Origin of the sequence: Subtercola boreus, assembly GCF_003399645.1 — a bacterium.
GTDB lineage: Bacteria > Actinomycetota > Actinomycetes > Actinomycetales > Microbacteriaceae > Subtercola > Subtercola boreus_A.
The window spans coordinates 26,765-50,002 of the sequence record NZ_NBXD01000021.1 but is presented as its reverse complement, the minus strand read 5'-3'; the positions used below and the strand labels follow the sequence as shown (position 1 = coordinate 50,002).

General features: G+C 67.8%; 20 protein-coding genes. 14 read left to right on the top strand and 6 right to left on the bottom strand.

Translation table 11 applies throughout. The features are described from left to right. Positions 1 to 4 precede the first annotated feature (4 nt). From B7R24_RS11155 to gndA, 3 genes are all read right to left on the bottom strand, one after another. The gene (locus B7R24_RS11155; RefSeq protein WP_116419053.1) at positions 5 to 397 is read right to left on the bottom strand and encodes a hypothetical protein; all 393 of its coding nucleotides are present in this window, start codon (positions 395 to 397) and stop codon (positions 5 to 7) included. Beyond that, positions 394 to 1,245, bottom strand: coding sequence for an SDR family NAD(P)-dependent oxidoreductase (locus B7R24_RS11150; protein ID WP_116419052.1), 852 nt, complete (start codon positions 1,243 to 1,245; stop codon positions 394 to 396). Before B7R24_RS11150 ends, B7R24_RS11155 begins: the two co-directional genes overlap by 4 nt. Before the next feature lie 69 nt (positions 1,246 to 1,314). Next, a complete protein-coding gene (gndA, locus tag B7R24_RS11145; protein ID WP_116419051.1) occupies positions 1,315 to 2,772 on the bottom strand; it encodes an NADP-dependent phosphogluconate dehydrogenase in 1,458 nt (485 codons plus the stop codon). 157 nt (positions 2,773 to 2,929) lie between these two features. Between gndA and guaD the strand changes: the two genes are divergently transcribed. The 6 genes from guaD (at position 2,930) to mfd (ending at position 11,150) form a co-directional block, all read left to right on the top strand. Then, positions 2,930 to 4,327: a guanine deaminase gene (gene guaD, locus B7R24_RS11140; protein WP_116419050.1), complete on the top strand. Its 1,398-nt coding sequence runs from the start codon at positions 2,930 to 2,932 to the stop codon at positions 4,325 to 4,327. Positions 4,328 to 4,332: 5 nt separating this feature from the next. Then, complete coding sequence (locus tag B7R24_RS11135) at positions 4,333 to 5,331, top strand: antibiotic biosynthesis monooxygenase (protein ID WP_116419049.1); 999 nt, start codon at positions 4,333 to 4,335, stop codon at positions 5,329 to 5,331. A gap of 9 nt (positions 5,332 to 5,340) precedes the next feature. After that, positions 5,341 to 5,856, top strand: coding sequence for a gluconokinase (locus B7R24_RS11130; protein ID WP_253259421.1), 516 nt, complete (start codon positions 5,341 to 5,343; stop codon positions 5,854 to 5,856). Between the two features lie 179 nt (positions 5,857 to 6,035). Beyond that, positions 6,036 to 6,641: a 50S ribosomal protein L25/general stress protein Ctc gene (locus B7R24_RS11125; protein ID WP_116419047.1), complete on the top strand. Its 606-nt coding sequence runs from the start codon at positions 6,036 to 6,038 to the stop codon at positions 6,639 to 6,641. Positions 6,642 to 6,731: 90 nt separating this feature from the next. Continuing rightward, positions 6,732 to 7,325, top strand: a complete 594-nt coding sequence (gene pth / locus B7R24_RS11120) for an aminoacyl-tRNA hydrolase (RefSeq protein WP_116419046.1) — start codon at positions 6,732 to 6,734, stop codon at positions 7,323 to 7,325. Positions 7,326 to 7,391: 66 nt separating this feature from the next. Next, the gene (gene mfd, locus B7R24_RS11115; RefSeq protein ID WP_253259420.1) at positions 7,392 to 11,150 is read left to right on the top strand and encodes a transcription-repair coupling factor; all 3,759 of its coding nucleotides are present in this window, start codon (positions 7,392 to 7,394) and stop codon (positions 11,148 to 11,150) included. Between the two features lie 236 nt (positions 11,151 to 11,386). On the opposite strand, the gene B7R24_RS11110 is transcribed toward mfd, so the two are convergent. Continuing rightward, positions 11,387 to 12,292, bottom strand: a complete 906-nt coding sequence (locus B7R24_RS11110) for an EamA family transporter (protein WP_253259419.1) — start codon at positions 12,290 to 12,292, stop codon at positions 11,387 to 11,389. Between the two features lie 217 nt (positions 12,293 to 12,509). Then, positions 12,510 to 13,790 carry a Na+/H+ antiporter NhaA gene (gene nhaA, locus B7R24_RS11105; protein ID WP_116419078.1) on the bottom strand — a complete coding sequence of 427 codons (1,281 nt, stop codon included), beginning with the start codon at positions 13,788 to 13,790 and terminating at the stop codon, positions 12,510 to 12,512. A gap of 111 nt (positions 13,791 to 13,901) precedes the next feature. Here nhaA and B7R24_RS11100 point away from each other — a divergent pair, with 111 nt between their 5' ends. Beyond that, complete coding sequence (locus tag B7R24_RS11100) at positions 13,902 to 14,672, top strand: MazG family protein (RefSeq protein ID WP_116419044.1); 771 nt, start codon at positions 13,902 to 13,904, stop codon at positions 14,670 to 14,672. Here the strand turns inward: B7R24_RS11100 and B7R24_RS11095 are convergent. Next, positions 14,561 to 15,934 (bottom strand): acyltransferase family protein, encoded by a 1,374-nt coding sequence (locus B7R24_RS11095; RefSeq protein ID WP_116419043.1) that lies wholly within the window; start codon positions 15,932 to 15,934, stop codon positions 14,561 to 14,563. The two genes, B7R24_RS11100 and B7R24_RS11095, sit on opposite strands and share 112 nt — an antisense overlap. 122 nt (positions 15,935 to 16,056) lie before the next feature. Here B7R24_RS11095 and hisS point away from each other — a divergent pair, with 122 nt between their 5' ends. The 7 genes from hisS (at position 16,057) to B7R24_RS11060 (ending at position 23,235) form a co-directional block, all read left to right on the top strand. Beyond that, positions 16,057 to 17,331 carry a histidine--tRNA ligase gene (hisS, locus tag B7R24_RS11090; RefSeq protein WP_116419042.1) on the top strand — a complete coding sequence of 425 codons (1,275 nt, stop codon included), beginning with the start codon at positions 16,057 to 16,059 and terminating at the stop codon, positions 17,329 to 17,331. 122 nt (positions 17,332 to 17,453) lie between these two features. After that, the gene (locus tag B7R24_RS11085) at positions 17,454 to 17,891 is read left to right on the top strand and encodes a MarR family winged helix-turn-helix transcriptional regulator (RefSeq protein ID WP_116419041.1); all 438 of its coding nucleotides are present in this window, start codon (positions 17,454 to 17,456) and stop codon (positions 17,889 to 17,891) included. Further along, positions 17,891 to 19,168 (top strand): MFS transporter, encoded by a 1,278-nt coding sequence (locus tag B7R24_RS11080; protein WP_116419040.1) that lies wholly within the window; start codon positions 17,891 to 17,893, stop codon positions 19,166 to 19,168. Before B7R24_RS11085 ends, B7R24_RS11080 begins: the two co-directional genes overlap by 1 nt. 73 nt (positions 19,169 to 19,241) lie before the next feature. Then, on the top strand, positions 19,242 to 20,528 hold the full coding sequence (gene eno, locus B7R24_RS11075; protein WP_116419039.1) for a phosphopyruvate hydratase: 1,287 nt from the start codon (positions 19,242 to 19,244) through the stop codon (positions 20,526 to 20,528). A 28-nt stretch (positions 20,529 to 20,556) separates the two neighbouring features. After that, a complete protein-coding gene (locus B7R24_RS11070) occupies positions 20,557 to 21,099 on the top strand; it encodes an FtsB family cell division protein (RefSeq protein ID WP_116419038.1) in 543 nt (180 codons plus the stop codon). Beyond that, positions 21,096 to 21,629: a DUF501 domain-containing protein gene (locus B7R24_RS11065; RefSeq protein ID WP_116419037.1), complete on the top strand. Its 534-nt coding sequence runs from the start codon at positions 21,096 to 21,098 to the stop codon at positions 21,627 to 21,629. The genes B7R24_RS11070 and B7R24_RS11065 overlap by 4 nt, the downstream gene beginning before the upstream one ends. Before the next feature lie 109 nt (positions 21,630 to 21,738). Next, the gene (locus B7R24_RS11060; protein ID WP_116419036.1) at positions 21,739 to 23,235 is read left to right on the top strand and encodes an NAD(P)/FAD-dependent oxidoreductase; all 1,497 of its coding nucleotides are present in this window, start codon (positions 21,739 to 21,741) and stop codon (positions 23,233 to 23,235) included. Positions 23,236 to 23,238 lie beyond the last annotated feature (3 nt).

The window sequence follows — 23,238 nt, the reverse complement described above, 5'->3', positions numbered from 1 at the left end:
GGGCCTAGGGGTTGAGCGGGTCGCCGGGGGTGAGCTGCTGCAGTTCCGCGGGTGTGGGGTAGGTCGGGATGAGCCCGAGCGGCGCCACCGGTCTGCGGTCACCGCCGTAGGCCCCCACCGAGTAGCACACCCAGCCCACGCCGCTCGGCCCGAACAGCTCGAAGCGCGCTGACGACGACTTCGCGCTGGGCACCCGGTAGGCGACGTTCGCCGCACAGGCAGCGCCGGCCGTCGACTTGGCGAGGCTGTAGGTCGTCAGGATGCCCGGCAGCACCAGCGCGACAATGCCGAGAATCACGACGGCACGCATCATGCGCACCTTTCGCGCACTCCGCAGCGGACGGCCGGAGAGCGGCTCGTACCCCGCCAGCTCGGGTTCGTCGTCGTACTCGTTCATGCGATCCACGCGGTCGTCGCCCCCGTCACGACGCTGCCGTCGAGGTCGCCCAGCTTCATCCCGACGAACGCCGTTGCGCTCTGTGAACTCTGCACCCTGAACGGCGGCTGCGCATCCTGCAGCACCCCCACGATGACCTCGGCGACTCCCTGGGGCAGCTGGGCGTTCTCGAAGGCGCCGCTGCTTCTGGCGAGGTAGCTCTCGAGCGCCGGACGGTAGACCCCGGCATCGCCGGCGAACAAGCGGATGCTGTCGCCGACGTTGGCGACGAACGAGGTAGCGACGGCGCCGGGTTCGACGACCGTCACCCGCACACCGACCGCGGCGGCGACCGGGTGCAGGCTCTCCATCATGCCCTCGACGGCGAACTTCGCAGCGCAGTAGCTCTCGCTGAACGGCTGGCCGACGACGCCCCCCACGCTGGTGACCGTGACGAGGCGACCCGCGGACGCCCGGAGGTGGGGCATCGCCGCCTTGGTGACGTTGACGACACCGAAGTAGTTCGTCTCCATGACCTGCCGGATGGCGCCGAGGTCGTCCTGCTCGACGGTTCCGATGTGACCCTGGCCGGCGTTGTTCACGACGGCGTCGAGGTGCCCGTGCGCGGCGACGACGTCAGCGACGAGGGCGGTCACGGCTGCCGGATCGGTGATGTCGAGCATCCGTACCTCGACGTGTTCGCCCACCCCTGCATCGTTCACCGCAGCGCGGAGATCGACGTCGCTGCCCTCCCGGCGCACCGTGGCGACGACCTGCCAGCCCGCAAGCGCGGCGGCGACGGCGGTGTGCAGGCCGATGCCCGTGGAGGTGCCGGTGACGAGAACGACGGAAAGCGGAGAATCAGCCATGCGACAATTCTCCGCCCAATACTCGCCCCATTCGAAACGTCAGCCAACGGTCCTACAACGATTCGCTGCTCAGTGCGAGCTGCCCTCGGTCTCGATCTCGGTGCGGTCGCCCGACCAGAGCGTGTGGAACGTGCCCTCTTTGTCGACGCGCTTGTAGGTGTGCGCTCCGAAGAAGTCGCGCTGGGCCTGCACGAGCGACGCCGGAAGGCGCTTCGACGCGAGCGAGTCGTAGTAGCTGAGTGCCGACGAGAAGCCGGGAACAGGGATACCCGACAGCGCTGCGGTCGACACGATACGGCGCCAGGCGGCTTCGCCGTTGGCGACCGCCGAGGCGAAGTAGGGGTCGGCCAGCAGGGTCTTCAGCCCGGGGTTCTTCTCGTAGGCCTCGACGATGCGATTGAGGAACTGCGCACGGATGATGCAGCCACCCCGCCAGATCTTCGCGATGTTGCCCTTGTCGATCTCCCAGCCGTACTTCTCGGCACCGGCGATGATGGCGTCGAAGCCCTGCGCGTACGCCACGACCTTCGAGGCGTAGAGCGCGGCGTTCACGTCGTCTGAGAACGACTCGCCCACCGACACGGGCTCGGGGCGCGAGGAGATGACGGCCTGCGCCGCTTCGCGCTGCTCCGGATGCGACGACACGGCCCGCGCGAAAACGGCCTCGGCAATGCCCCCCACGGGTACGCCCAGGTCGAGCGCGTTCTGCACGGTCCAGACGCCTGTGCCCTTGGATCCGGCCTGGTCGAGCACCACGTCGACGAAGGCCTTGCCCGTTTCGGCGTCGACCTGCTTCAGAACCTCGGCCGTGATCTCGATGAGGTACGACTCGAGGTCGCCCGAGTTCCACTCGGTGAACACGTCGGCGGCGGCGCGGGGTGTGAGAGCGCCGACCTTCGTGAGCAGATCGTACGACTCGGCGATGAGCTGCATGTCGGCGTATTCGATGCCGTTGTGGATCATCTTGACGAAGTGGCCGGCCCCGCCGGTGCCCACATGCGTCACGCAGGGCTCGCCCTCGGCGATCGCGGCGATGGACTCGAGGATCGGGCCGAGCGTCTGCCACGACTCATCCGAACCACCGGGCATGATCGAGGGGCCCTTGAGGGCGCCCTCCTCGCCGCCCGAGATGCCGGTGCCGACGAAGTGGATGCCGGTCGGAGTGATGTCCTCCTCGCGGCGGATGGTGTCGGTGAAGAGGGAGTTTCCGCCGTCGACGATGATGTCGCCCGGTTCGAACAGCTCGGCGAGCTGGGAGATGACGGCGTCGGTGCCCTTGCCGGCCTGCACCATGATGATCGCCGTGCGCGGCTTGGTGAGGGAGGCGACGAAGTCCTCGATCTTCGTTGCGGCGACGAAGCCGGCTTCAGGATGTTCCTCGAGCAGCAGCGTCGTACGCTCGGTCGAGCGGTTGTACACCGCTACAGTGTTGCCCTCGCGGCTGGCGAGGTTGCGTGCCAGGTTCGAGCCCATCACGGCGAGCCCGACGACGCCGATGTTCGCGGTCGCTTCGCGTGTGTCAGCCATAGTTCATCCTCCAGATAAGTACTGGTTCTCCAGCGTACCGGTGTCTGCTTGAGAGGGCCTTTCACCCCCATTGGGGTGCATCAGGGTCGAGGTTCTCCTTTCGTGAAATGGAACGGTAGTAGTCTCGCGCTGAGAATCCAACGAGAGGCGACACAGCGTGAGTATCAGCGGGATCAGGGGCACCTTCTTCGACTTCATCGATGACCCGTGGAAGCACGTCGGTGACGAGGAGGCCTCCGCGCGATTCGTCGCTGATGGGCTGCTCGTCGTGGAAGACGGCATCATCATCGCCTTCGGTCCGTTCGAGGAGATCGTGAACGACTTCGCCGACATCGACATCACCCACGTCGAGCACCGCATCATCACGCCGGGGTTCATCGACGGGCACATCCATTTTCCGCAGACGCGTGTTCTCGGCGCGTTCGGTGAGCAGCTGCTGCCCTGGCTCCAGAAGTGGGTCTTTCCTGAAGAGGCACGGTACTCCGAACGCAGCTACGCCAAAGACGGGGCGGTACGTTTCTTCGACAACCTGCTGATGTCGGGAACGACGACTGTGCAGGCCTTCACCAGCAGCTCTCCGGTCTGCACCGAAGAGCTCTTCGAAGAGGCCACCCGCCGCAACATGCGCGTCATCACCGGCCTCACCGGAATCGACCAGAACGCCCCCGACTACTTCGTCGACACCGCAGACAACTTCTATGCCGACAGTAAGACTCTGATCGAGAAGTACCACAACGTCGGCCGCAACCTCTATGCCATCACGCCGCGTTTCGCGTTCGGCGCCAGCCCCGAGCTGCTGCAGAAGTGCGCGCAGCTGAAGCGCGAGCATCCGGATGCCTGGGTGCACACCCACATCTCAGAGAACCCCGCCGAGATCCGCGGAGTCGGCGCGGTGCATCCGGGCGCTGAGGACTACCTCTCTGTCTACGAGAAGTACGACCTCGTCGGTCCGAAGTTCACCGGGGGGCACGCAGTGTGGCTGTCGAACTCGGAGTACAAGCGCCTGCACGAGGCCGAGGCGTCAGTCACGTTCTGCCCCAACTCGAACCTCTTTCTCGGCAGTGGCATGTTCCGACTCGGCAAGGCGACCGACCCCGACCAGCGTGTGCGCATGACCTTCGGCACCGACATGGGCGGCGGCAACCGGTTCAGCATGCTCGCCGTGCTCGACGGGGCGTACAAGGTCGGCATGATCAACAACACGCTTCTCGACGGCAGCGTCGATCCCTCACTGAAGGATACGGCGGAGGCCGAACGCAACAAGCTCTCTGCGTACCGGGCATTCTGGTCGATCACCCTGGGTGGTGCCGAGGGCCTCTACATCGACGACAGGGTCGGCAGCTTCGAGGTGGGCAAGGAGGCGGACTTCGTCGTCCTCGACTGGACGCAGGGCCCGCCCGGAGCGGACTGGCACTCCTCCCTCATCGCCGACGGCGGCGACCCGGTGACCGTCGACGACGCTGCGAACATGCTCTTCGGCATCATGATCGTCGGCGACGAGCGTGCGGTCGACGAGACCTGGGTGATGGGCGAACGCGCCTACCGGAAGGCCTGACCGACATGACCAGGGTGGATCCGACGCCCGGGGCCGGGGGCGCGGGCTCGGCCGGGGCCACCGGGCCCGCCGTCTCGCTGGTCATCCAGCGCCGGGTACTGCCCGGCAGCGACGAGACCTACCGTACCTGGCAGCGCAAGCTCGGAACGGTGCTCTCGACGTGGCCGGGATTTCTCGGCCGGGATGTCATCGAGCCGTCTCCGCCGACCCAGACCGACTGGGTCCTGGTTCAACGGTTCGTCGACGTCGACGCGGCGCGCGGCTGGTTGCAGAGTTCCGAGCGTGCGGCCCTGTTCGAGGAGATCGCCGATCACTTCGTCGGGCAGGAGGAGATCCACCTGGTCACCGAGAACGAACGGGCGATTCCGGATGCGGCATCGATCATCGTGACCAGCCGCGTCGACCCGAAGAGCGAGACTGCATTCCTCGCCTGGCAGCGCAAGATCTCAGCCGCCGAGGCGGCCTTCCCCGGGTTTCAGGGCCACAAGATCGAACGCCCGACCCCGGGGGTGCAAGAGGACTGGACGGTCATCCTGAGCTTCGACACCGACGAGCATCTGGCGGCCTGGACCGAGTCGCCGCAGCGGCAGAGGCTGCTGGCGGAGGGGGAGGCCTACAACTCCGAGATGCGCGTGTCGAAGTCGCGGTACGGCTTCGGGTTCTGGGGGCAGGATCGCCCCAGCAGGCTGATGATCTTCAAAGACAACCTGCTCGTGCTGCTCGTGCTGTACCCCATCGTCTTTCTGTTCGGGTACCTCGTGGGTACACCCTTCCTCAGCGGGGTTCCGTTCTGGCTCAGCCTGTTCATCGGCAACGTGGTCAGCACCCAGCTGCTCGGCTGGCTGGTGGCGCCCTGGATCTTCCGGGTCTTCGCGTGGTGGCACACGCCCGGCATCGGCGCGCGGCGCGAGGTGCTCGGGTACGTCGTGCTGGTGGTGCTCTACGGGGCGTCGATGGCGCTCGACGCCTGGCTCATCGCGAGGGGGCCACTCGGCGGCAGCTAGGCTCGTCTGGTGCCGTCTTGCTCGCCGCTCCCGCCCGTTGTCGTGATGGGCGTCTCGGGGTCGGGCAAGTCGACGATCGGTATCGCGCTGGCCGCCGCCCTCGACGTGACGTTCATCGATGCCGACGATCTGCACTCGAAGGCGAACACGCAGAAGATGGCCCACGGCATCCCGCTCACCGACGACGACCGGCAGCCGTGGCTCGCCAGCGTCGGCCAGGCCCTCCACTCGCTGCCGGCCCACGGCCCGATCGTGGCGTGCTCGGCCCTGAGGAAGGTCTACCGGGATGCTCTGCGGAGTTCGGCACCCGATGCCGTGTTCGTGCACCTGGCCGGGGGTGCCGACCTCATCCGGGCCCGTATGGTGCATCGAACCGACCACTTCATGCCGCCCGAGCTGCTCGCCTCCCAGCTCGACACGCTCGAGCCGCTGACGCCCGATGAGAGAGGGGTCGTGCTCGACACAGGAGACGGCGTCGCTTCGATCGTCGACCGGGCGGTCGCGTGGCTCCGGGCGGGCGTGTAGACTCACACACTGAACTTCGGCGAGGGATGCCTGTGCATCCGTGATCGACGCGGTGGAAGAGGCTTACGGTCTTTCCTCACGCTGAGGCGTTCGAGTTGAACACACACCCCCTCTCATTAGAGACACCACTCATTCGAGATACTGACGGCGGGCCCCACAGGGTTCGCAAGGAGAACACCATGGCTGACGACAACAAGATTGCGGCCGAGACCCGCACCTCATTCGGCAAGGGTGCGGCGCGCAAGCTCCGCGCGGCCGGCAGAATCCCCGCTGTGATCTACGGCCACGGCGGTGCGCCGCAGCACGTGAGCCTGCCGGGCCACGAGGTCTTCCTGCTCATCCGTAAGTCGAACGCTCTGATCGAGCTCGACATCGACGGTGCGACCCAGCTCGCACTGGTCAAAGACGTGCAGAAAGACCCGGTGCGCCAGATCATCGAGCACCTCGACCTGATCACCGTGCGCCAGGGCGAGCGCGTCGAGGTCGAGGTCTCCGTGCTGGTCGAGGGCGAGCCGGCCTCCGGCACCGTCGCCGAGCTCGACACCTTCACGCTGCTGCTCGAGGTTCTCGCAACGAACATCCCGTCGCGCGTGACCGTCAACGTCGAGGGCGCCGAAGACGGCACCCAGATCCTCGCGAAGGACATTGAGCTGCCCGAGGGCGCCGTTCTCGTGGGTGACGAAGACCAGCTCATCGTCGCCGTGTCGATTCCCGAGGAGCAGGACCTGGGCGACAGCCTGTCGGCCGGTGACGCTTCGACGACGGACGCCCCTGCGGCCGAGTAGGTCACCTTCTTCACCTGACGTGCCGCGGCGGCCTTGTTCGCCGCGGCACGTTCTGTTTTCTCCTCCTCTTTTTCGAAAGGTGCGTGGCCCATGGCGGCTGACGACCAGTGGCTCGTGGTCGGGCTCGGCAACCCGGGGCCCGAGTATGCGGGCAACCGCCACAACGTCGGGCAGATGGTGCTCGATGAGCTGGCCTCGCAGTTCTCGGGTTCGTTCAAGGCGCACAAAACGAACGCGCGGGTGGCCGAGGGGCGCGTGACGCCCGGCGGAACCCGTTTCGTGCTCGCCAAACCGAACAGCTACATGAACAACTCGGGCGGGCCCACCGCCGGTCTGCTCTCCTACTACTCGATCGAGCCGTCGCACCTCATCGTGGTGCACGACGAACTCGACATTCCGTTCGATACCCTGCGCCTGAAGTTCGGCGGCGGGCACGGCGGACACAACGGCATCCGCGACATCATTGCCGCCTCGGGCACCCCCGAGTTCACCCGCGTGCGGGTCGGTATCGGCCGGCCACCGGGCCGACAGAGTGCCGCCGACTTCGTGCTGCGCGACTTCACGTCGACCGAGCGCAGCGCCCTGCCCAATCTGCTGGCGGATGCCGCCGATGCCGTCACGAAGACCGCCGCCGACGGCCTGACCGCAGCTCAGCAGCAGTTCCACGCCCCGCCCCCCGCCTAGCCCGTTGCCGGGCTCTGCTGTCAACCACCGGGGGGAGTGTCGGAGGGGGCCGGTAACATTGGGCGGGTGATACTTCAGGGCTTGATCTCGGCGCTTTCGCGCGCCTCGACGTTCGATGGCGCCCTGGCGGAGGCCGGTCGAGACGCTGACTTCTCGCTCACCGATGGGCTCCGCGCACCGCTGCTGGCGGGGCTGCTCGCGCAGCGGGCCGAGCGGGGACTGCCGCAGATGCTGTTCGTCGTGACCGCCACCGGGCGCGACTCCGAGAGCCTCCGTGCGAGCCTGGAGTGCCTGGCTCCGGGCGCCGACATCCTCGAGTTCCCCGCATGGGAGACGCTGCCGCACGAGAGGCTGAGTCCGAGCGCCGAGATCGTCGGCAAGCGCATCGCGGCGCTGCGGCGCCTCGCCGCGTGGAGTGCCGAGACGGCCGCCGCCGACGCGGCAGGGGTTCCCGCTCTGGCTGCCGACGTGACCGGCGGTGCAGGCACCGCCGCATCCGGAGCTGCGGGCAGGGGCTCGAAGGCGGCTGCGAAGAAGGCCGCCGCCATCGCCGAAGCAGAGGGGCCGAAGCGTCCGCGCCCGCTGGTCGTCGTCGCCTCGGTGCGGGCCGCACTGCAGCCGCTCGCCGACAACCTCGCCGACCGCGAGCCGGTTCGGCTCGTCAAGGGCGGCCGGGGGTACGACCTCGCAGCTCTCACGACCGACCTCGTCGAGCTGGCGTACTCGCGGGTGGACATGGTCACGAGGCGGGGCGAGTTCGCGGTGCGCGGCGGCATCCTCGACGTGTTTCCGGCGGTGTCGGAGCACCCGGTGCGGGTCGACTTCTTCGGCGACGAGATCGAGGAGATCCGCGGGTTCTCGGTCGCCGACCAGCGTTCGCTCGAGAACCAGTTCGACGACGTCGAGCTTCCGCCGAGCCGCGAGCTTCTGCTCAGTGAGTCGGTGAAGCAGCGGGCGCGGGAGATGCAGCACGAGTTCCCGAGCCTGTCGGGGCTGCTCGAGAAGATCGGGCAGGGCATTCCCGTCGAGGGGATGGAGTCGCTCGCTCCTGCGCTGCTCGACCGACTGGTCACCGTGACCCACTACCTGCCGAAGGGTTCGGCGATCGCGGTCATCTCGCCCGAACGTGTGGCGAGTCGTGCCGTCAGCCTGACAGAGACGAACCGCGAATTCCTGTCGGCCGCGTGGAACGCCGCGACAGCGGGAGCCGAGGCTCCGATAGACCTGGCATCGGGCGAGTTCATCACGCTGAACGACCTGCGCGACGCCGCCGGCATCCACCGTCCGTGGTGGACCCTGAGTACGTTCGACAGCGGTACGGCATCCGTCGACGAGCATCTTGAAGCCATCGTGAGCACTGACGTGCATTACGTGCGCATCCAGGCCGATGCGGTGCCGAGCTTCCAGGGAAACGTCGAGGGCGCCCTCGAGCACGTCGCGGCCCGCCTCCGCGAGGGCTGGAGCGTGGCCGTCGTGGCGGCGGGCAACGGGCTCGTCGAGCGGGCGGGCGACGTTCTCGCCGAGCGGGAGCTTGCGGCGCGGGTCGTCGAGCGGTACCCCGAGCATCCGGAACCCGGCATCGCCTATCTCGTGAAGGCGACCGTCGAGAGCGGCTTCGAGCTGCCCGAGATCAAACTGGCACTGATTAGCGAGAGCGAGTTCTACGGCCGGAGCGCCGGATACGACGGTCGACAGGTCAAGAAGCTGGCGACCCGCCGCAAGAACGTCGTCGACCCCTTGCAGTTGAAGGCCGGCGATATCGTGGTGCACCAGACGCACGGCATCGGCAAGTTTCTCGAACTCACGCAGCGCGAGGTGTCGAGCGGTGGTCGCAACCCAGTCAAGACGACGCGGGAGTACCTGCTCATCGAATACGCTCCGTCGAAGCGCGGGTACCCGGGCGACAAGCTGTACGTTCCGACCGATCAGCTCGACCTGCTGACGCGCTACGTCGGGGGAGAGGCGCCGGCCCTGTCGAAGATGGGCGGCAGCGACTGGTCTGCGGCCAAGACGAAGGCCCGCAAGGCCGTGCGTGACATCGCCGTCGAGCTCGTGAAGCTCTACTCGGCCCGCATGGCGTCGCGCGGCTACGCGTTCGGGCCCGACACTCCGTGGCAGCGCGAGCTCGAGGAGGCGTTCCCGTTCGCGGAGACGCCCGACCAGCTCACCACGATCGACGAGGTCAAGGCCGACATGGAGCGGCCCATCCCGATGGACCGCCTGCTCGCCGGCGACGTCGGCTTCGGCAAGACCGAGGTCGCCGTGCGCGCCGCGTTCAAGGCCATCCAGGAGGGCAAGCAGGTCGCAATGCTCGTGCCCACGACCCTGCTCGTTCGCCAGCATCTCGAGACCTTCAGCGAACGTTTCGCAGGTTTTCCAGTGCACACGCGTGCGCTGTCGCGGTTCCAGACCGACAAGGAGGCCCGCGAGACGGTGGCGGGCCTGGCCGACGGAACCATCGACATGGTCATCGGAACCCATCGCATCCTGACCGAGTCGATGGTCTTCAAAGACCTCGGCCTGGTGATCATCGACGAAGAGCAGCGTTTCGGCGTCGAACACAAAGACAAGCTGAAGAAGCTCAAGACGAACGTCGACATCCTCTCGATGAGTGCCACGCCCATCCCGCGCACGCTCGAGATGGCGGTGACGGGTATCCGCGAGATGTCGACGCTCGCGACCCCGCCCGAAGACCGGCACCCGATCCTCACCTACGTCGGCCCGAACTCCGATCGCCAGATCGCGGCCGCCATCCACCGCGAAATGCTCCGCGAGGGGCAGGTGTTCTTCGTACACAACCGCGTCTCGTCGATCAACCGGGTCGCGTCGCACATCGCCGAGCTGGTTCCGGATGCTCGGATAGCCGTCGCTCATGGGCAGCTGCCCGAGCACCTGCTCGAACAGGTCATCGTGGACTTCTGGGAGCGCAAGTTCGACGTTCTCGTGTCGACCACGATCATCGAGACCGGGCTCGACATCCCCAACGCCAACACGCTGATCATCGACCGTGCCGACAAGTACGGGCTGTCGCAGCTCCATCAGCTGCGTGGGCGGGTCGGCCGGGGACGAGAGCGGGCGTACGCGTACTTCCTCTACGACGAGCTGAAGCCACTGTCGGAGACCGCCCACGACCGCCTCTCGACGATCGCGGCCAACAACGAACTCGGCTCGGGGATGCAGGTCGCGCTCAAAGACCTCGAGATCCGCGGTGCCGGAAACCTGCTCGGTGGCGAACAGTCCGGCCACATCGCCGGAGTCGGTTTCGACCTCTATCTGCGGATGATCGGCGAGGCGGTCTCGACCTTCCGGGGTGATGTCGCCGAGGGCCAGACCGAGCTGCGGCTCGAGCTGCCCGTTGACGCACACATTCCCGAGGGGTACGTCGACAGCGAGCGGCTGCGCCTCGAGGCGTACCAGAAACTGTCGACGGCATCGTCGCCGACAGCGGCCGAAGGCCAGATCGACCAGGTGCTCGAGGAACTGACCGACCGGTACGGCGAGCCCCCGGAGCAGGTGACGAACCTCATCACGGTCTCGAAGCTGCGCCGGTTGGCCCAGCGCACCGGGCTCTCCGAGGTCGTCGCGATGGGGTCGAACCTGCGCGTGGCTCCGGCCGCGCTCGCGGACTCGGTGCAGGCACGCCTGCGGCGCATGTACCCGACGGCCAGGTACATGGGTGCGGCAGCGGCGCTGTCGGTTCCCATGCCGGTGGTGAACGGGCATCCGCTGCCCGACGCCGAGCTCATCGCTTGGGTGGAGGGGCTGCTCGCAGCGATCTTCCCGGCGCCGGCTGCGGTCGCTTCGGCGGCCGCCCCCGCGGAGTAGCGAGGCCGGGCGCAGCGCCCCATCGCCCCGATCGCCCCCCCATCGCCCCGCGGAGTAGCGCCTCTGCCCCGCCCCACCGACCCCCGGCCGCGGAGTGGGGTCCCCGGCCCTCTGCCAGCCGAGACGCGATGCCGTGTCGCGTCGAACCGGTGCCTGAAAGAGGATCAGAGCCGCAGCGGCGTCGGGCTCAGACGCTGCGCCGCGCACACCCTCTTTTACGCATCACGCGGTGCAGGTCAGGCCAGTGGCTCAGCGGGGGCCGGTGGGGCGGCGGGAGCAGCGCTGGGGGCCGGCGGCGCGGCGCGGCGCGCGCGGAGGGATGCGGCGCGTACGGCGCCGATGCTCGCCGCGATGACGAGGGCGATCGCCAGCGCCTCCACCCCGGTGAGTGCCTGGCCGAGGATGACGAGGCCGGCCAGGGCCGCGATGGCGGGCGCGAGGCTCATCAGAACAGAGAAGGTCGCCTCGGGGATGCGCCGGAGCGCCAGCAGTTCGAACGCGTACGGGATGGTCGAGGAGAGGAGGGCGACCGCGAGCCCGAGCAGCAGAACGTTCGGCTGCACGAGGATGACCCCCGAGGTGAGCAGCCCGAACGGCAGCGACATCACGCCGCCCACGACCATTGCGATCGCGATGCCGTCGAGTTTCGGGAAGCGCTGCCCGGTGCGGGCCGAGAGCAGGATGTAGGCCGCCCAGAACACTCCGGTTCCGGCGGCGAAAGCGACTCCGATGGGGTCGAGAGCGGATGCTCCACCCTGGCTGAGCAGAATCACCCCCGCGAATGCGAGCACCGCCCACAACCACGCGGATGCGCGTCGAGTGACGACGACCGACAGGATGAGCGGCCCCAGAACCTCGATGGTCACCGTGGTTCCGAGCGGAAGCCTGTCGAGTGCCGTGTAGAACAGCATGTTCATGCCGCCGACGACGAGGCCGAAGGCGATCACGATCATCCAGTCGCTGCGGCTGTACCCGGTGAGCCGCGGGCGGCAGACGAGCATCAGCACGATCGCTGAGAACACCAGCCGCAGGGTGACCATGCCGAGCGCACCGACGGTCGGGAAGAGCGCGACGGCGAACGACGCCCCGATCTCCTGGCAGGCCAGCCCCGCGACGACCAGCCCGACGGGCCACAGGGCCACCCCGGAGCGGCCGCCAGTGCCCCGGGCCGCACCAGTGCCCCGGCCCGCATCAGTGCCCCGGGCCGCACCAGTGCCCCGGCCCGCATCAGTGCCCCGGGCCGCACCAGTGCCCCGGCCCGCATCAGTGCCCCGGGCCGCACCAGGACCCCGGCCGGCCACGCCAGAGAGAGTGCCACCACCCTCGTCGCTGGCACCCGCAGACCTCACCGCCCCCACGTCAATTCCGCGCCTCTTCCAGCTTCTTGTACAGGTGGTTGCGCGGCCGCAACACCGCGATGGCGAGCAGCGCAGCCAGCACCGAGGCCACCAGGATGGCGACCTTGGCGTCATCGTCGTGCACACTGCCGAGCCCGAAACTGAGTTCGGCGACGAGGAGCGAGACGGTGAACCCGATCCCGCCGAGGAAGGCCACCCCGGTGAGATCGATCCACTTGATCGAGGGGTCGAGCTCCGCCCGCGTGGCCCGCGTTGTCAGCCACGTCGCCAGGAGGATGCCGACCGGCTTACCCAGCACGAGCGCGACGATGATGCCGATCGTCACCGGGCTCGCCAGTGCGGTCGTGAACCCTTCGGCGCCCCCGACGGCGACACCCGCCGCAAAGAACGCGAATACGGGAACCGCGAAGCCGGTGGAGATCGGGCGGAAGCGGTGCTCGAAGACCTCGGAGAGACCGGGCCCCGCATCCGGCCCGCCGCTCGCCTGGCTGCGGATGACAGGAATGGCGAAGCCGAGCAGCACACCGGCGACCGTGGCGTGGATACCCGAGGCGTGGATCAGCGCCCAGACCGTGACCGCGATCGGCAACAGGATCAGCCAGGGGGCCCACGTGTGGATGCCGAAGAACCGACGGAACCGCTGGGCGAGGATCGTGTAGGCCGCGAGCGGTACCAGCGCCAGCAGAAGCGGAAGGAGCTGGATCTCGGTGGTGTAGACAAAGGCGATGATCGCGATGGCGATGAGGTCGTCGACCACGGCGAGCGTGAGCAGGAAGATGCGGAGCGCACTCGGCAGCCGGGAGCCGACGATCGCGAGCACCGCCACGGCGAACGCGATGTCGGTCGCGGTCGGGATGGCCCAGCCGCGCACCGTCTCCGGGCTGGCGAGGTTGATGGCCGTGTAGACGAGCGCCGGAACGATGACTCCGCCGACGGCCGCAGAGACAGGCACGATCGCCTTGCTGACCTTGCGCAGTTCGCCCGCGACGAACTCCCGTTTCAGCTCGAGCCCGACCAGGAAGAAGAAGATCGCGAGCAACCCGTCGGACGCCCACTGGCCGAGGGTCAGATCGAGGTGCAGCGCCTCGGGCCCGATGCGAAAGTCGCGCAGGGCGAAGTAGCTGTCGGCGATCGGTGAATTGGCCCACACGACGGCGATCAGCGCAGCGATCACCAGGATGACGCCACCCACGGTCTCCTTGCGGAGAATCTCGCCGAGGCGGGAGGATTCCGCCGAACGGTCGTCGCTGAACAGCTGGGCAGTGAGCGGTTGCTCGGTCATGGTGCCTCCCGGAAGCGTCGTCGAAAACTCTGCCGACCAGACTTCCCGGCTCACCACTTACAGTGTATCGAAGCGCCCTCGCCGTGCGGGCGCACGTAGCGTGAGGCACCCGTGACCGAGAAGACACCCCCCTCGAAGCTCGACGAACTCATCGCCGTGACCGCGCGGCTGCGGGCGCCGGGTGGATGCCCGTGGGACGCCGAGCAGACGCACGAGTCCCTGGTGCAGTACCTCGTCGAGGAGTCGCACGAACTCATCGAGGCGATCGAGGTCGGCACCCGTGACGACCTGCTCGAGGAGCTCGGAGACGTTCTCTACCAGGTCGTCTTCCACGCCGACCTCGCGGCCCACACTCCGGGGGAGGCGTTCGACATCCAGGATGTCGCGGCTCACATGACGGCGAAGATGGTGGGGCGGCATCCGCACGTCTTCGGTGACGTCGAAGCGCACACGGCCGACGACGTCGTGGGCATGTGGGACGATCTGAAGCGCACGGAGAAGCCCGGACGAACGAGCGTCCTCGACGGGGTTCCCCAGGGCATGCCCTCGCTGGCGCTCGCCGACAAGCTGCTCGGCAAAGCGCAGAAGGTGGGGTTGCTCGAAGCCGATGCGCCGGCGAGCATCCCGGTCGGCGACGAAGACGAGCTCGGCTCGCTGCTGCTGGCGATCGTCGCCTCAGCGAAGGCCCAGGGCTTCGATGCCGAGCGGGCGCTGCGGGCGACCCTCCGAGGGTTGCAGTCCGAGATCCGTGAGGCGGAGCAGGCGCCGGTTCAGGATGCCCGGGGCGCCGTCCCGGCAGACGACACGTTCGACGGGGTCGACGGGTTCGACGGGCTTGACGGGTTCGACGCGGGAATCGTGGGCCTTCCCGCCGCCGACTGACGCGCGGCCCCACCGGGCCACCGGCCGAGAAGCAGAACCGCCGTGCCGTAGAACACCGCGCCGAGTACCGCGAACGGCAGGTCGAGGAAGAACTGCATCACGCAGAACGCCGGCACGAAGGTCAGCACGGCCGCCAGGGCCACGATGCGGCCCGGGGGAGTCGCTCCCACCTCTCGCGGCTTCTCCCAGCGCCCCACCAGGAACGACAGCCCGAACAGCGCCGCCATCACGAGCACGAAGACGATCGTGCGGCTCCACCACCACACGGGGCCCGCGGGCGTCGGTGACGCGCCGGGGATGAGCAGCGCCGCTCCCGACAGCAGGATGATCACCGGAAGGTGCCAGAGGTAGATCGTCATCAGCCGCGACCCGACCACGAACACGAAGGCGCGGGTGGCGTGCGTGTTCATGAGCGCCGCCAGAGCTGGCCGCAGCAGCCTCAGAATGCACGCCTGCCCGAGCGCGAGCGCGACCAGCGGCAGCGTGGGAGGGTTCAGGTTCGTCAGCATGTCGTCGCTGTACGGCCCGATCCCGGTGAGCGGGAACAGGGACGCGTACGCCACTGCCGCGATCGCCACGAGCTGCCACCACCGCCGCCGGTCGAACCAGCCGTCGGCGTACCAGAACCCGAGCTGCTGCACCAGCAGCCACACGAAAAAGAGGTTGGCGAGGCCCACGGCGTCGATTCCGCTGGAGTACCGCAGGGCATCCGCCACCACCGCTCCGACGAGCAGAACGGCCAGAGTGCCCCGGGGTGACCGGGCGTGCAAGCCGGCCATCGTCGGCACGAGGGCCTGGCAGAGACCGTAGGCGGCGAGGAACCAGAGCGGCGAACCCGCGCCGACCACGACGGTGTCGAGCAGCGCGGGATCGATGCCGATGAGCCGGGCGCCGCCGATGACGATCACGTAGAAGACGAACAGCGGCAGCACCGGCTGGGCGAGGCGCAGCACGCGGGTGCGCACGAAGTCTGCGGCCGTGCCGCCTCGGCGCCGGGTGCTCCGCCAGGCCGTGAGACTCGCGAACCCGCCCACCACGAAGAAGAGCGGCATGATCTGGCCGATCCACGTCACAGCGGCGAACCACGGCTGGTCGCCGAGAGGACGGGAGACGAGGAGCTGGCCGTCGGAGCCGAACCCGACGCCGACCATCAGCAGGTGGATGACGACGACGAGCAACACGCAGAACACCCGGGCGATGTCGAGCGTCAGGTCACGCTTGGAGAGGTCGATCGACGACGTCGTCAGACTGGCAGAACCCATGCAAACACCCTAGAGGGCAGCACGCCCCGACGACGTCGTCAGACTGGCAGAACCCATGCAAACACCCTAGAGGGCAGCACGCCCGGGCGGCCATGTCCCCACGCCACTGGCAGAATTGGGGCATGGCCCAAGCAATAACCCCGCCCCGCGGCATGCGCGACTTTCTGCCCGCCGAGAAGGCGACGCGCGAACGTGCGCTCGGCATCATCCGTCGTTCGTACACCGCCCACGGGTTCGACGAGATCGAGACACCCGTGATGGAGGACATCGAGCTCCTGCACTCCGGGCTCGGCGGCGACAACGAGAAGCTCAGCTTCAGTGTGCTCAAGCGCGCGCTGCCGCAGGCCGAGATCGAGGCGGCTGCCGCGGCGGACGACGCACAGCAGCTCGCCGACCTGGGCCTGCGCTTCGACCTCACCGTTCCGCTCGCCAGGTTCTACGCCAGCCACCGCGGTGAGCTGCCGAGCGTCTTCCGGGCCATCCAGATCGCGCCGGTCTGGCGCGCCGAGCGCCCGCAGAAGGGTCGTTACCGCCAGTTCGTGCAGTGCGACATCGACATCATCGGGGAGCCCAGCCAGCTCGCCGAGGCCGAGATCATCACCGCCACCCTCGCCACGCTCGACGAGCTGGGGCTCGAGGGGTGCACGATCCGCATCAACGACCGTCGACTGCTCACGGCGATGCTCGAGGTGTTCGGATTCACCTCAGCCGAGCATCCGCAGGTCTTGATCACCATCGACAAGCTCGACAAGGTGGGTGAGCAGGGCGTCGTCGCCGAGCTCCGCGAGCGTGATGCCACGCCGGACGCGGTCGATACGCTCGAGAAGTTCTTCCACCGCATCACGACGAAGGAGTTCAACCCGTTCGGCGTGCGCGCCATCACCAAGGCACTGCCCGCGGGCATCGACCCGGCCCTCATCGCGGACTTGGCCGCACTCGCCGAAGTCGTCGACCCGGCGCGCCTGCACTTCGACCCGTTCCTCGTGCGCGGTATGGGCTACTACACGGGCACGATCTTCGAGATCGCCCACCCCGACTTCACCTTCTCACTCGGGGGAGGCGGCCGCTACGACGGCATGATCGGCCGTTTTCTCGGCACCGACGTCGCCGCGTGCGGTTTCTCGATCGGCTTCGAGCGCATCGTCGACCTTCTGCAGGCGGATGTCACGGGGGCGACGGATGCCCTGCTCCTCCTGCACGAAGCATCCGCCACCCCGGCGCAGCTGGTCGCGCTGAAGACCGAGCTCATCGCCGCCGGCACCCGCGTGCGACTCGAGAAGCGCACGAAGAACACGAAGGCGCAGCTCGACCGTGCCGCGGCATCCGGATTCACCTCCTTCGCCTTCGTCGCCCCCGACACCGCCGCTGCCGCCGACCTCGACGTCAAGGCCATCTGACCCGCCCGTCTTGCGCAGAAGCACCCAACCCTGCGGGTTTGGGTGCTTCTGCGCAAAATCGACGCCAGGGCGGGCAGGGGCGGGGTTTGGTGGATAGATAGTTTGGCTATACAATTAGGCAAGTGAACAGCGAACTCTCCGAACTTCTCGGTGACCTTGTATCGGTCACCCACCGTCTCACCCGTCTCGCGGCCCAGGCCACGGGAGACTCCACCTCGCCGGCGGCCTGGCGCACGCTCAGCGTGCTGACCTCGTCGGGCCCGCTGCGCCTCGGCGAACTCGCCACGGCGAACCGTGTCAGCCAGCCCACGATGACCAAGATCGTCGCGAACCTGAACGAGCTGGAGTGGATCAAGCGCATCGCCGACACCTCCGACGCCCGCGCCTGGCAGATAGCGATCGCCCCGAAGGGCCAGAACGCACTGAACGACTGGCGCTACCGCCTCGGCATGGCGCTCGAACCCCTCTTCGCCGACCTCACCACACGCGAGCTCAGCGTTCTGAGCGAAGCCACCGACCTGATCGGCGACCGCATCGACGTTCAGGAGCTGGCGGCGTAATGACGGCGACACGGGAGACCAGTCACACGAACACGGGCCACGGCGCGGGTCCGCACGGCGGTGGGGCATCCATCCTCCATCAGCCGAAGGCCGTCTGGGCGGTCGCGTTCGCGAGCGTCATCGCCTTCATGGGCATCGGCCTGGTCGACCCCATCCTGCCGGCGATCGCCGAGGCGCTGCAGGCCTCCCCGACGCAGACCTCACTGCTCTTTACGAGCTACCTCATCATCACCGGTCTCGCGATGCTCATCACGAGCTTCGTCTCGAGCCGCATCGGCGCGAAGAAGACGCTCCTGATCGGGCTCGCCCTGATCGTGGTGTTCGCCGCCTTCGCGGGCGCGGCCGGTAGCGTCGAGGCCGTCATCGGCTTCCGCGGCGGCTGGGGCCTCGGCAACGCGTTCTTCATCTCGACGGCTCTCGCCACGATCGTGGGCGCCGCCAGCGGGGGAGCGTCCAGCGCGATCGTGCTCTACGAAGCCGCCCTCGGTCTCGGCATCGCCATCGGTCCACTGCTCGGCGGCCTGCTGGGTTCGATCAGCTGGCGTGGCCCGTTCTTCGGCACCGCGGTGCTCATGGCCATCGGGTTCATCGCGATCGCGGTGCTGCTTGCGAAAGACGAGAAGGCCGACCGCACACCGACCCGCCTCAGCGCTCCCCTTCGCGCACTGGCGAACCCGAGCATCCGGCTGCTCGCCTTCACCGCCCTGTTCTACAACATGGGTTTCTTCACCCTGCTCGCCTACACCCCGTTCCCGCTCGGCCTGAACGCGATCGGCCTCGGCTTCACGTTCTTCGGCTGGGGTATGGGTGTCGCGATCACGAGCGTCTTCGTCGCTCCCCTCCTGACGCGCCGCATGAGGCGCACCACCGCCCTGATCGGCGCACTGGTGCTGCTTGCGCTCGATCTGGTCGCGGGCGGGCTGCTCATCGAGTCGACCGTCGGGCTGATCGCCTGCATCGTGGTCGGCGGGCTCATGCTCGGAGTCGTGAACACCGTGCTCACCGAGTCGGTCATGATGGCGACGGATCTGCCGCGCACGGTCGCCTCCTCCGCCTACTCGGCCGTGCGCTTCCTCGGTGGGGCCATTGCGCCGCCCGCCGCCGCCGCGCTGGCCGTGGCCGTGTCGCCGGGCTTCCCGATGTACGCCGCGGCGGGCTCGGTCATCGTCGCAGCCCTGTTCGTGGTGATCGGTCGGAAGACCCTCCGCCGTGTCGACAACGGCGGCGAGGAGTCCGAACTCGATGAAGCACAGGCGCTGAGCGTCGGCGAAGAGTAGGTCTTCGTTAGACTCGGGGCTTGGATGATCGTTCCGAACGGCATCCGTCAATCCAACCTGAGGAGACAATCCAGTGGCACTGATCGAAGCCGTAGGCGCTCGCGAAATCCTTGACTCGCGAGGCAACCCGACCATCGAGGTCGAGGTACTGCTCGACGACGGCGTGGTCTCCCGCGCTGCCGTTCCGTCCGGAGCATCCACCGGCGCGTTCGAGGCGTACGAACTGCGCGACGGCGACAAGAGTCGCTACCTCGGCAAGGGCGTGCTGAAGGCCGTCGACGCGGTACTCGACGAGCTCGGCCCGGCACTCGAGGGTTTCGACGCGAGTGACCAGCGCCTCGTCGACGGTGCGATGATCGCCCTCGACGGCACCGAGAACAAGAGCCGCCTCGGCGCGAACTCGATCCTCGGCGTGTCGCTCGCCGTGGCCCGCGCCGCCGCCGACTCCGCCGACCTGCCGCTGTTCCGCTACGTCGGCGGCCCGAACGCCCATGTGCTGCCCGTTCCGATGATGAACATCATCAACGGCGGCTCCCACGCCGACTCGAACGTCGACATCCAGGAGTTCATGATCGCTCCGATCGGCGCCGACAGCTTCGCCGAGGCGCTCCGCTGGGGCGTCGAGACGTACCACGCCCTCAAGTCGCTGATGTCGAAGCAGGGCCTCTCGACCGGCCTCGGCGACGAGGGTGGGTTCGCGCCGAACCTGTCGTCGAACGCTGCCGCGCTCGACCTCATCCTCGAGGCCATCACCGCCGCAGGTTTCACGCCCGGTACCGACATCGCCCTGGCGATGGATGTCGCGGCCAGCGAGTTCTACCGCGACGGCGCCTACCAGTTCGAGGGCAAGGCGACCTCGTCGGTCGAGCTGAGCTCGTACTTCGAGAACCTGCTGGCGAACTACCCGCTGGTCTCGATCGAGGACCCGCTCGAAGAAGACGACTGGGAGGGCTACCAGCACCTCACCGCCGCCATCGGCAGCAAAGTGCAGATCGTCGGAGACGACCTGTTCGTCACCAACCCGGTGCGCCTTGCCAAAGGCATCTCGCTCGGCGCAGGAAACTCGATGCTGGTCAAGGTCAACCAGATCGGCACGCTCACCGAGACGCTCGACGCGGTCTCGCTGGCCCAGCGCTCCGGCTACACCACGATGATGTCGCACCGCTCGGGTGAGACCGAAGACACCACGATCGCCGACCTCGCGGTGGCGACGAACTCGGGTCAGATCAAGACCGGAGCGCCTGCCCGCAGCGAGCGCGTGGCTAAGTACAATCAACTCCTGAGGATCGAAGAGGAGCTCGCCGAGGCCGCCGTCTACGCAGGTCGCACGGCGTTCCCCCGTTTCTCCGCCCAGGCGTAGTCCCGGGCAGTCAGTTGAGAGGAACTCCATGAGGTCGACGGTCGGCAGAGCCCCCGGTTCTGGCAACCGTCGACCGCGTGGAGGCCGCCCGGTCGGCGTCACCGGCGCGGCGGGGGCGGTGCCCACGAACTGGCTCCGCAGCATCCGCTTCTCGGGGTTCACCGTGCTGATGCTCGTCGTGCTGCTGCTGTTCGTCGTCATCGTGGCCCCGGGTGCCCGCATCTTCATCGAGCAGCGCCAGCAGATCTCCGACCTGCAGCACAACCTCGCTGCAGCCCAGACGCAGAACTCCGCCCTGACGGCAGAGGTCGCCAGGTGGAGCGATCCTGCCTACGTGCGCGCCGAGGCGCGCGAGCGGCTGTACTACGTGATGCCCGGCGAGACCAGTTTTCTCGTGCTCAACGACGTGAACTCCGCCGACCCGTCGTCGACCACTCCGGTGAGCACCGACATCCAGGCCACCCAGAGCGACTGGATCGCGTCGCTCTTCGCTTCGGGAATGACCGCGGGGCTCAGCACCCAGACCCCAGAACAGCTCGGCATCCAGCCGGCAGACGGAACAGCACCATGACCCGGCCACCGTTCGACCCGCCGACCGAACTCGACATCCAGACGGTCTCCAACCAGCTGGGGCGACGGGCCCGGAACGTACTGGGCATCGCCGCGCGCTGCGTCTGCGGGGCACCCACCGTGGTCGCAACGGCGCCCCGGCTCGACGACGGCACGCCGTTCCCGACGCTGTACTACCTCAGCCACCCGGCTGCCACGGCGGCGATGTCCGACCTCGAAGCCGCGCGGATCATGCCCGAGCTGCAGAGCCTCGTGACCTGTGACGACGGGGTGGGGGATGCCTACCGCGCCGCCCATGAGCAGTACATCGGCGACCGGGAGAGCATCGCCGTGGTCGACGAGATCGCGGGGATCTCGGCTGGCGGGATGCCGGTGCGGGTCAAATGCCTGCATGCCCTGGCCGCCCACTCCCTTGCTGCCGGCCCCGGGGTCAACCCGATCGGCGATGAAGCTCTGGCGCGCGGCGATTGGTCGCCTCTGGTCTGCGAGTGCAAGGAGTATCCTGTACCTGCGGCCAGCGCCGGCCATTGAACAGCTCCGCAGCATCCTGATCGCACGACGTTCACCTGTCGTGCGTGTGGGCCCCGCTGCGGAGGTAGTAGCCTGATGGCTTGCACCTTCACCGAGGAGATCCTTTACTGTGCCCAGAATCCTGATCGTAGGCGGCGGATACGCTGGCTTCTACACCGCCTGGAAGCTCGAGAAGTGGTTGCGCTCCGGCGAGGCTGAGGTCACGGTCGTCGACCCGCTGCCGTACATGACCTACCAGCCGTTCCTGCCCGAGATCGCCGCGGGCTCCATCGAGCCCCGTCACGCGGTTGTGGCGCATCGCCGTCACCTCAAGAAGACCACGATCATCGCCGGCAAGGTCGAGAAGATCACCCACGCCGACAAGACGGTCACCGTCCACCCGAACGTCGGTGAAGACTACGAACTCGAGTACGACATCATCGTGGTGACCGCCGGTTCGGTCTCCCGCACCTTCCCCATCCCCGGTGTCGCCGACGAGGCGATCGGGCTCAAGACCATTGAAGAGGCCGTCGCCATCCGCGACCGCATCCTCACGAACTTCGATAAGGCATCCCAGCTGCCCGAGGGGGCGGAGCGTGACCGCCTGCTCACCTTCGTGGTCGTCGGTGGCGGTTTCGCCGGCATCGAGATCTTCGCCGAGATGCGCTCGTTCGCCAGTGCCCTCCTCGACAGCTATCCCGAACTCAGCTTCGAAGACACCCACTTCCACCTCATCGAGGCGATGGGCCGCATCATGCCCGAGGTCTCGGCGAAGACGGCCGACTGGGTCGTCAAGAACCTCGGCGAACGTGGTGCCCAGGTGCACCTCGAGACCCAGCTCAAGTCGGCCGTCGGCGGTGTCGTCGAGCTGTCGACCGGTGAGAGCTTCGAGTCGGCCACCATCGTGTGGACGGCCGGGGTCATGGCAAGCCCGATGCTGAAGAACACCGACCTCCCCATCGAGGAGCGTGGCCGCCTGAAGGTCCAGCCCGACCTGCGTGTCAAGAACGATGACGGTGTCGTCGTCGACGCGTGGGGTGCCGGTGACGTGACAGCCGTTCCCGACCTGACCGGTGGTGGTGTCGGCGGGTTCTGCGTGCCGAACGCCCAGCACGCGGTTCGCCAGGGCAAGCAGCTCGCCAAGAACATCGTCGCAGAGTTGCGCGGCGAAGACGTCAAGGACTACATCCACAAGAACGCGGGTGCCGTCGCCAGCCTCGGGCTCGGCATCGGTGCGTTCCAGTCGGGGAAGATCGGCATCACCGGCTTCCCGGCCTGGGTCATGCACCGTGGCTACCACGGTCTCGCGATGCCCAGCTGGGAACGAAAGATCCGCGTCATCGGCAACTGGGGGTTCAACCTCGTGCTCGGCCGCGACATCGCCTCGCTCGAGGCCCGCGTGCACCCGCGCGCCGCGTTCGAGGAGTTCGCGTCGCGTCCGCGCCCCGCAGCACCTGCCGGCGTCGGCGCCGGGGCTCCTGCAGCTGGCGGTGCTCCTGCAGCTGGCGGTGCTCCTGCTGCCTCAGCCGGCTCGAATGCGGGTAAGGGTTCAGAGTCGGGCGCTGCCCAGATCCCCGGCCCGGCGGGCCTCCCCGCCGTCGTCGGCGGAGCTGTCTCCAAGGAGTAGCCT

Excerpts from the sequence above, each read along its gene's own strand:
- B7R24_RS11155 (WP_116419053.1), bottom strand. The coding sequence starts at position 397 with ATGAACGAGTACGACGACGAACCCGAGCTGGCGGGGTACGAGCCGCTC.
- B7R24_RS11150 (WP_116419052.1), bottom strand. The coding sequence starts at position 1,245 with ATGGCTGATTCTCCGCTTTCCGTCGTTCTCGTCACCGGCACCTCCACG.
- gndA (WP_116419051.1), bottom strand. The coding sequence starts at position 2,772 with ATGGCTGACACACGCGAAGCGACCGCGAACATCGGCGTCGTCGGGCTC.
- B7R24_RS11135 (WP_116419049.1), top strand. The coding sequence starts at position 4,333 with ATGACCAGGGTGGATCCGACGCCCGGGGCCGGGGGCGCGGGCTCGGCC.
- B7R24_RS11125 (WP_116419047.1), top strand. The coding sequence starts at position 6,036 with ATGGCTGACGACAACAAGATTGCGGCCGAGACCCGCACCTCATTCGGC.
- pth (WP_116419046.1), top strand. The coding sequence starts at position 6,732 with ATGGCGGCTGACGACCAGTGGCTCGTGGTCGGGCTCGGCAACCCGGGG.
- nhaA (WP_116419078.1), bottom strand. The coding sequence starts at position 13,790 with ATGACCGAGCAACCGCTCACTGCCCAGCTGTTCAGCGACGACCGTTCG.
- B7R24_RS11095 (WP_116419043.1), bottom strand. The coding sequence starts at position 15,934 with ATGGGTTCTGCCAGTCTGACGACGTCGTCGATCGACCTCTCCAAGCGT.
- hisS (WP_116419042.1), top strand. The coding sequence starts at position 16,057 with ATGGCCCAAGCAATAACCCCGCCCCGCGGCATGCGCGACTTTCTGCCC.
- B7R24_RS11080 (WP_116419040.1), top strand. The coding sequence starts at position 17,891 with ATGACGGCGACACGGGAGACCAGTCACACGAACACGGGCCACGGCGCG.
- B7R24_RS11070 (WP_116419038.1), top strand. The coding sequence starts at position 20,557 with ATGAGGTCGACGGTCGGCAGAGCCCCCGGTTCTGGCAACCGTCGACCG.
- B7R24_RS11065 (WP_116419037.1), top strand. The coding sequence starts at position 21,096 with ATGACCCGGCCACCGTTCGACCCGCCGACCGAACTCGACATCCAGACG.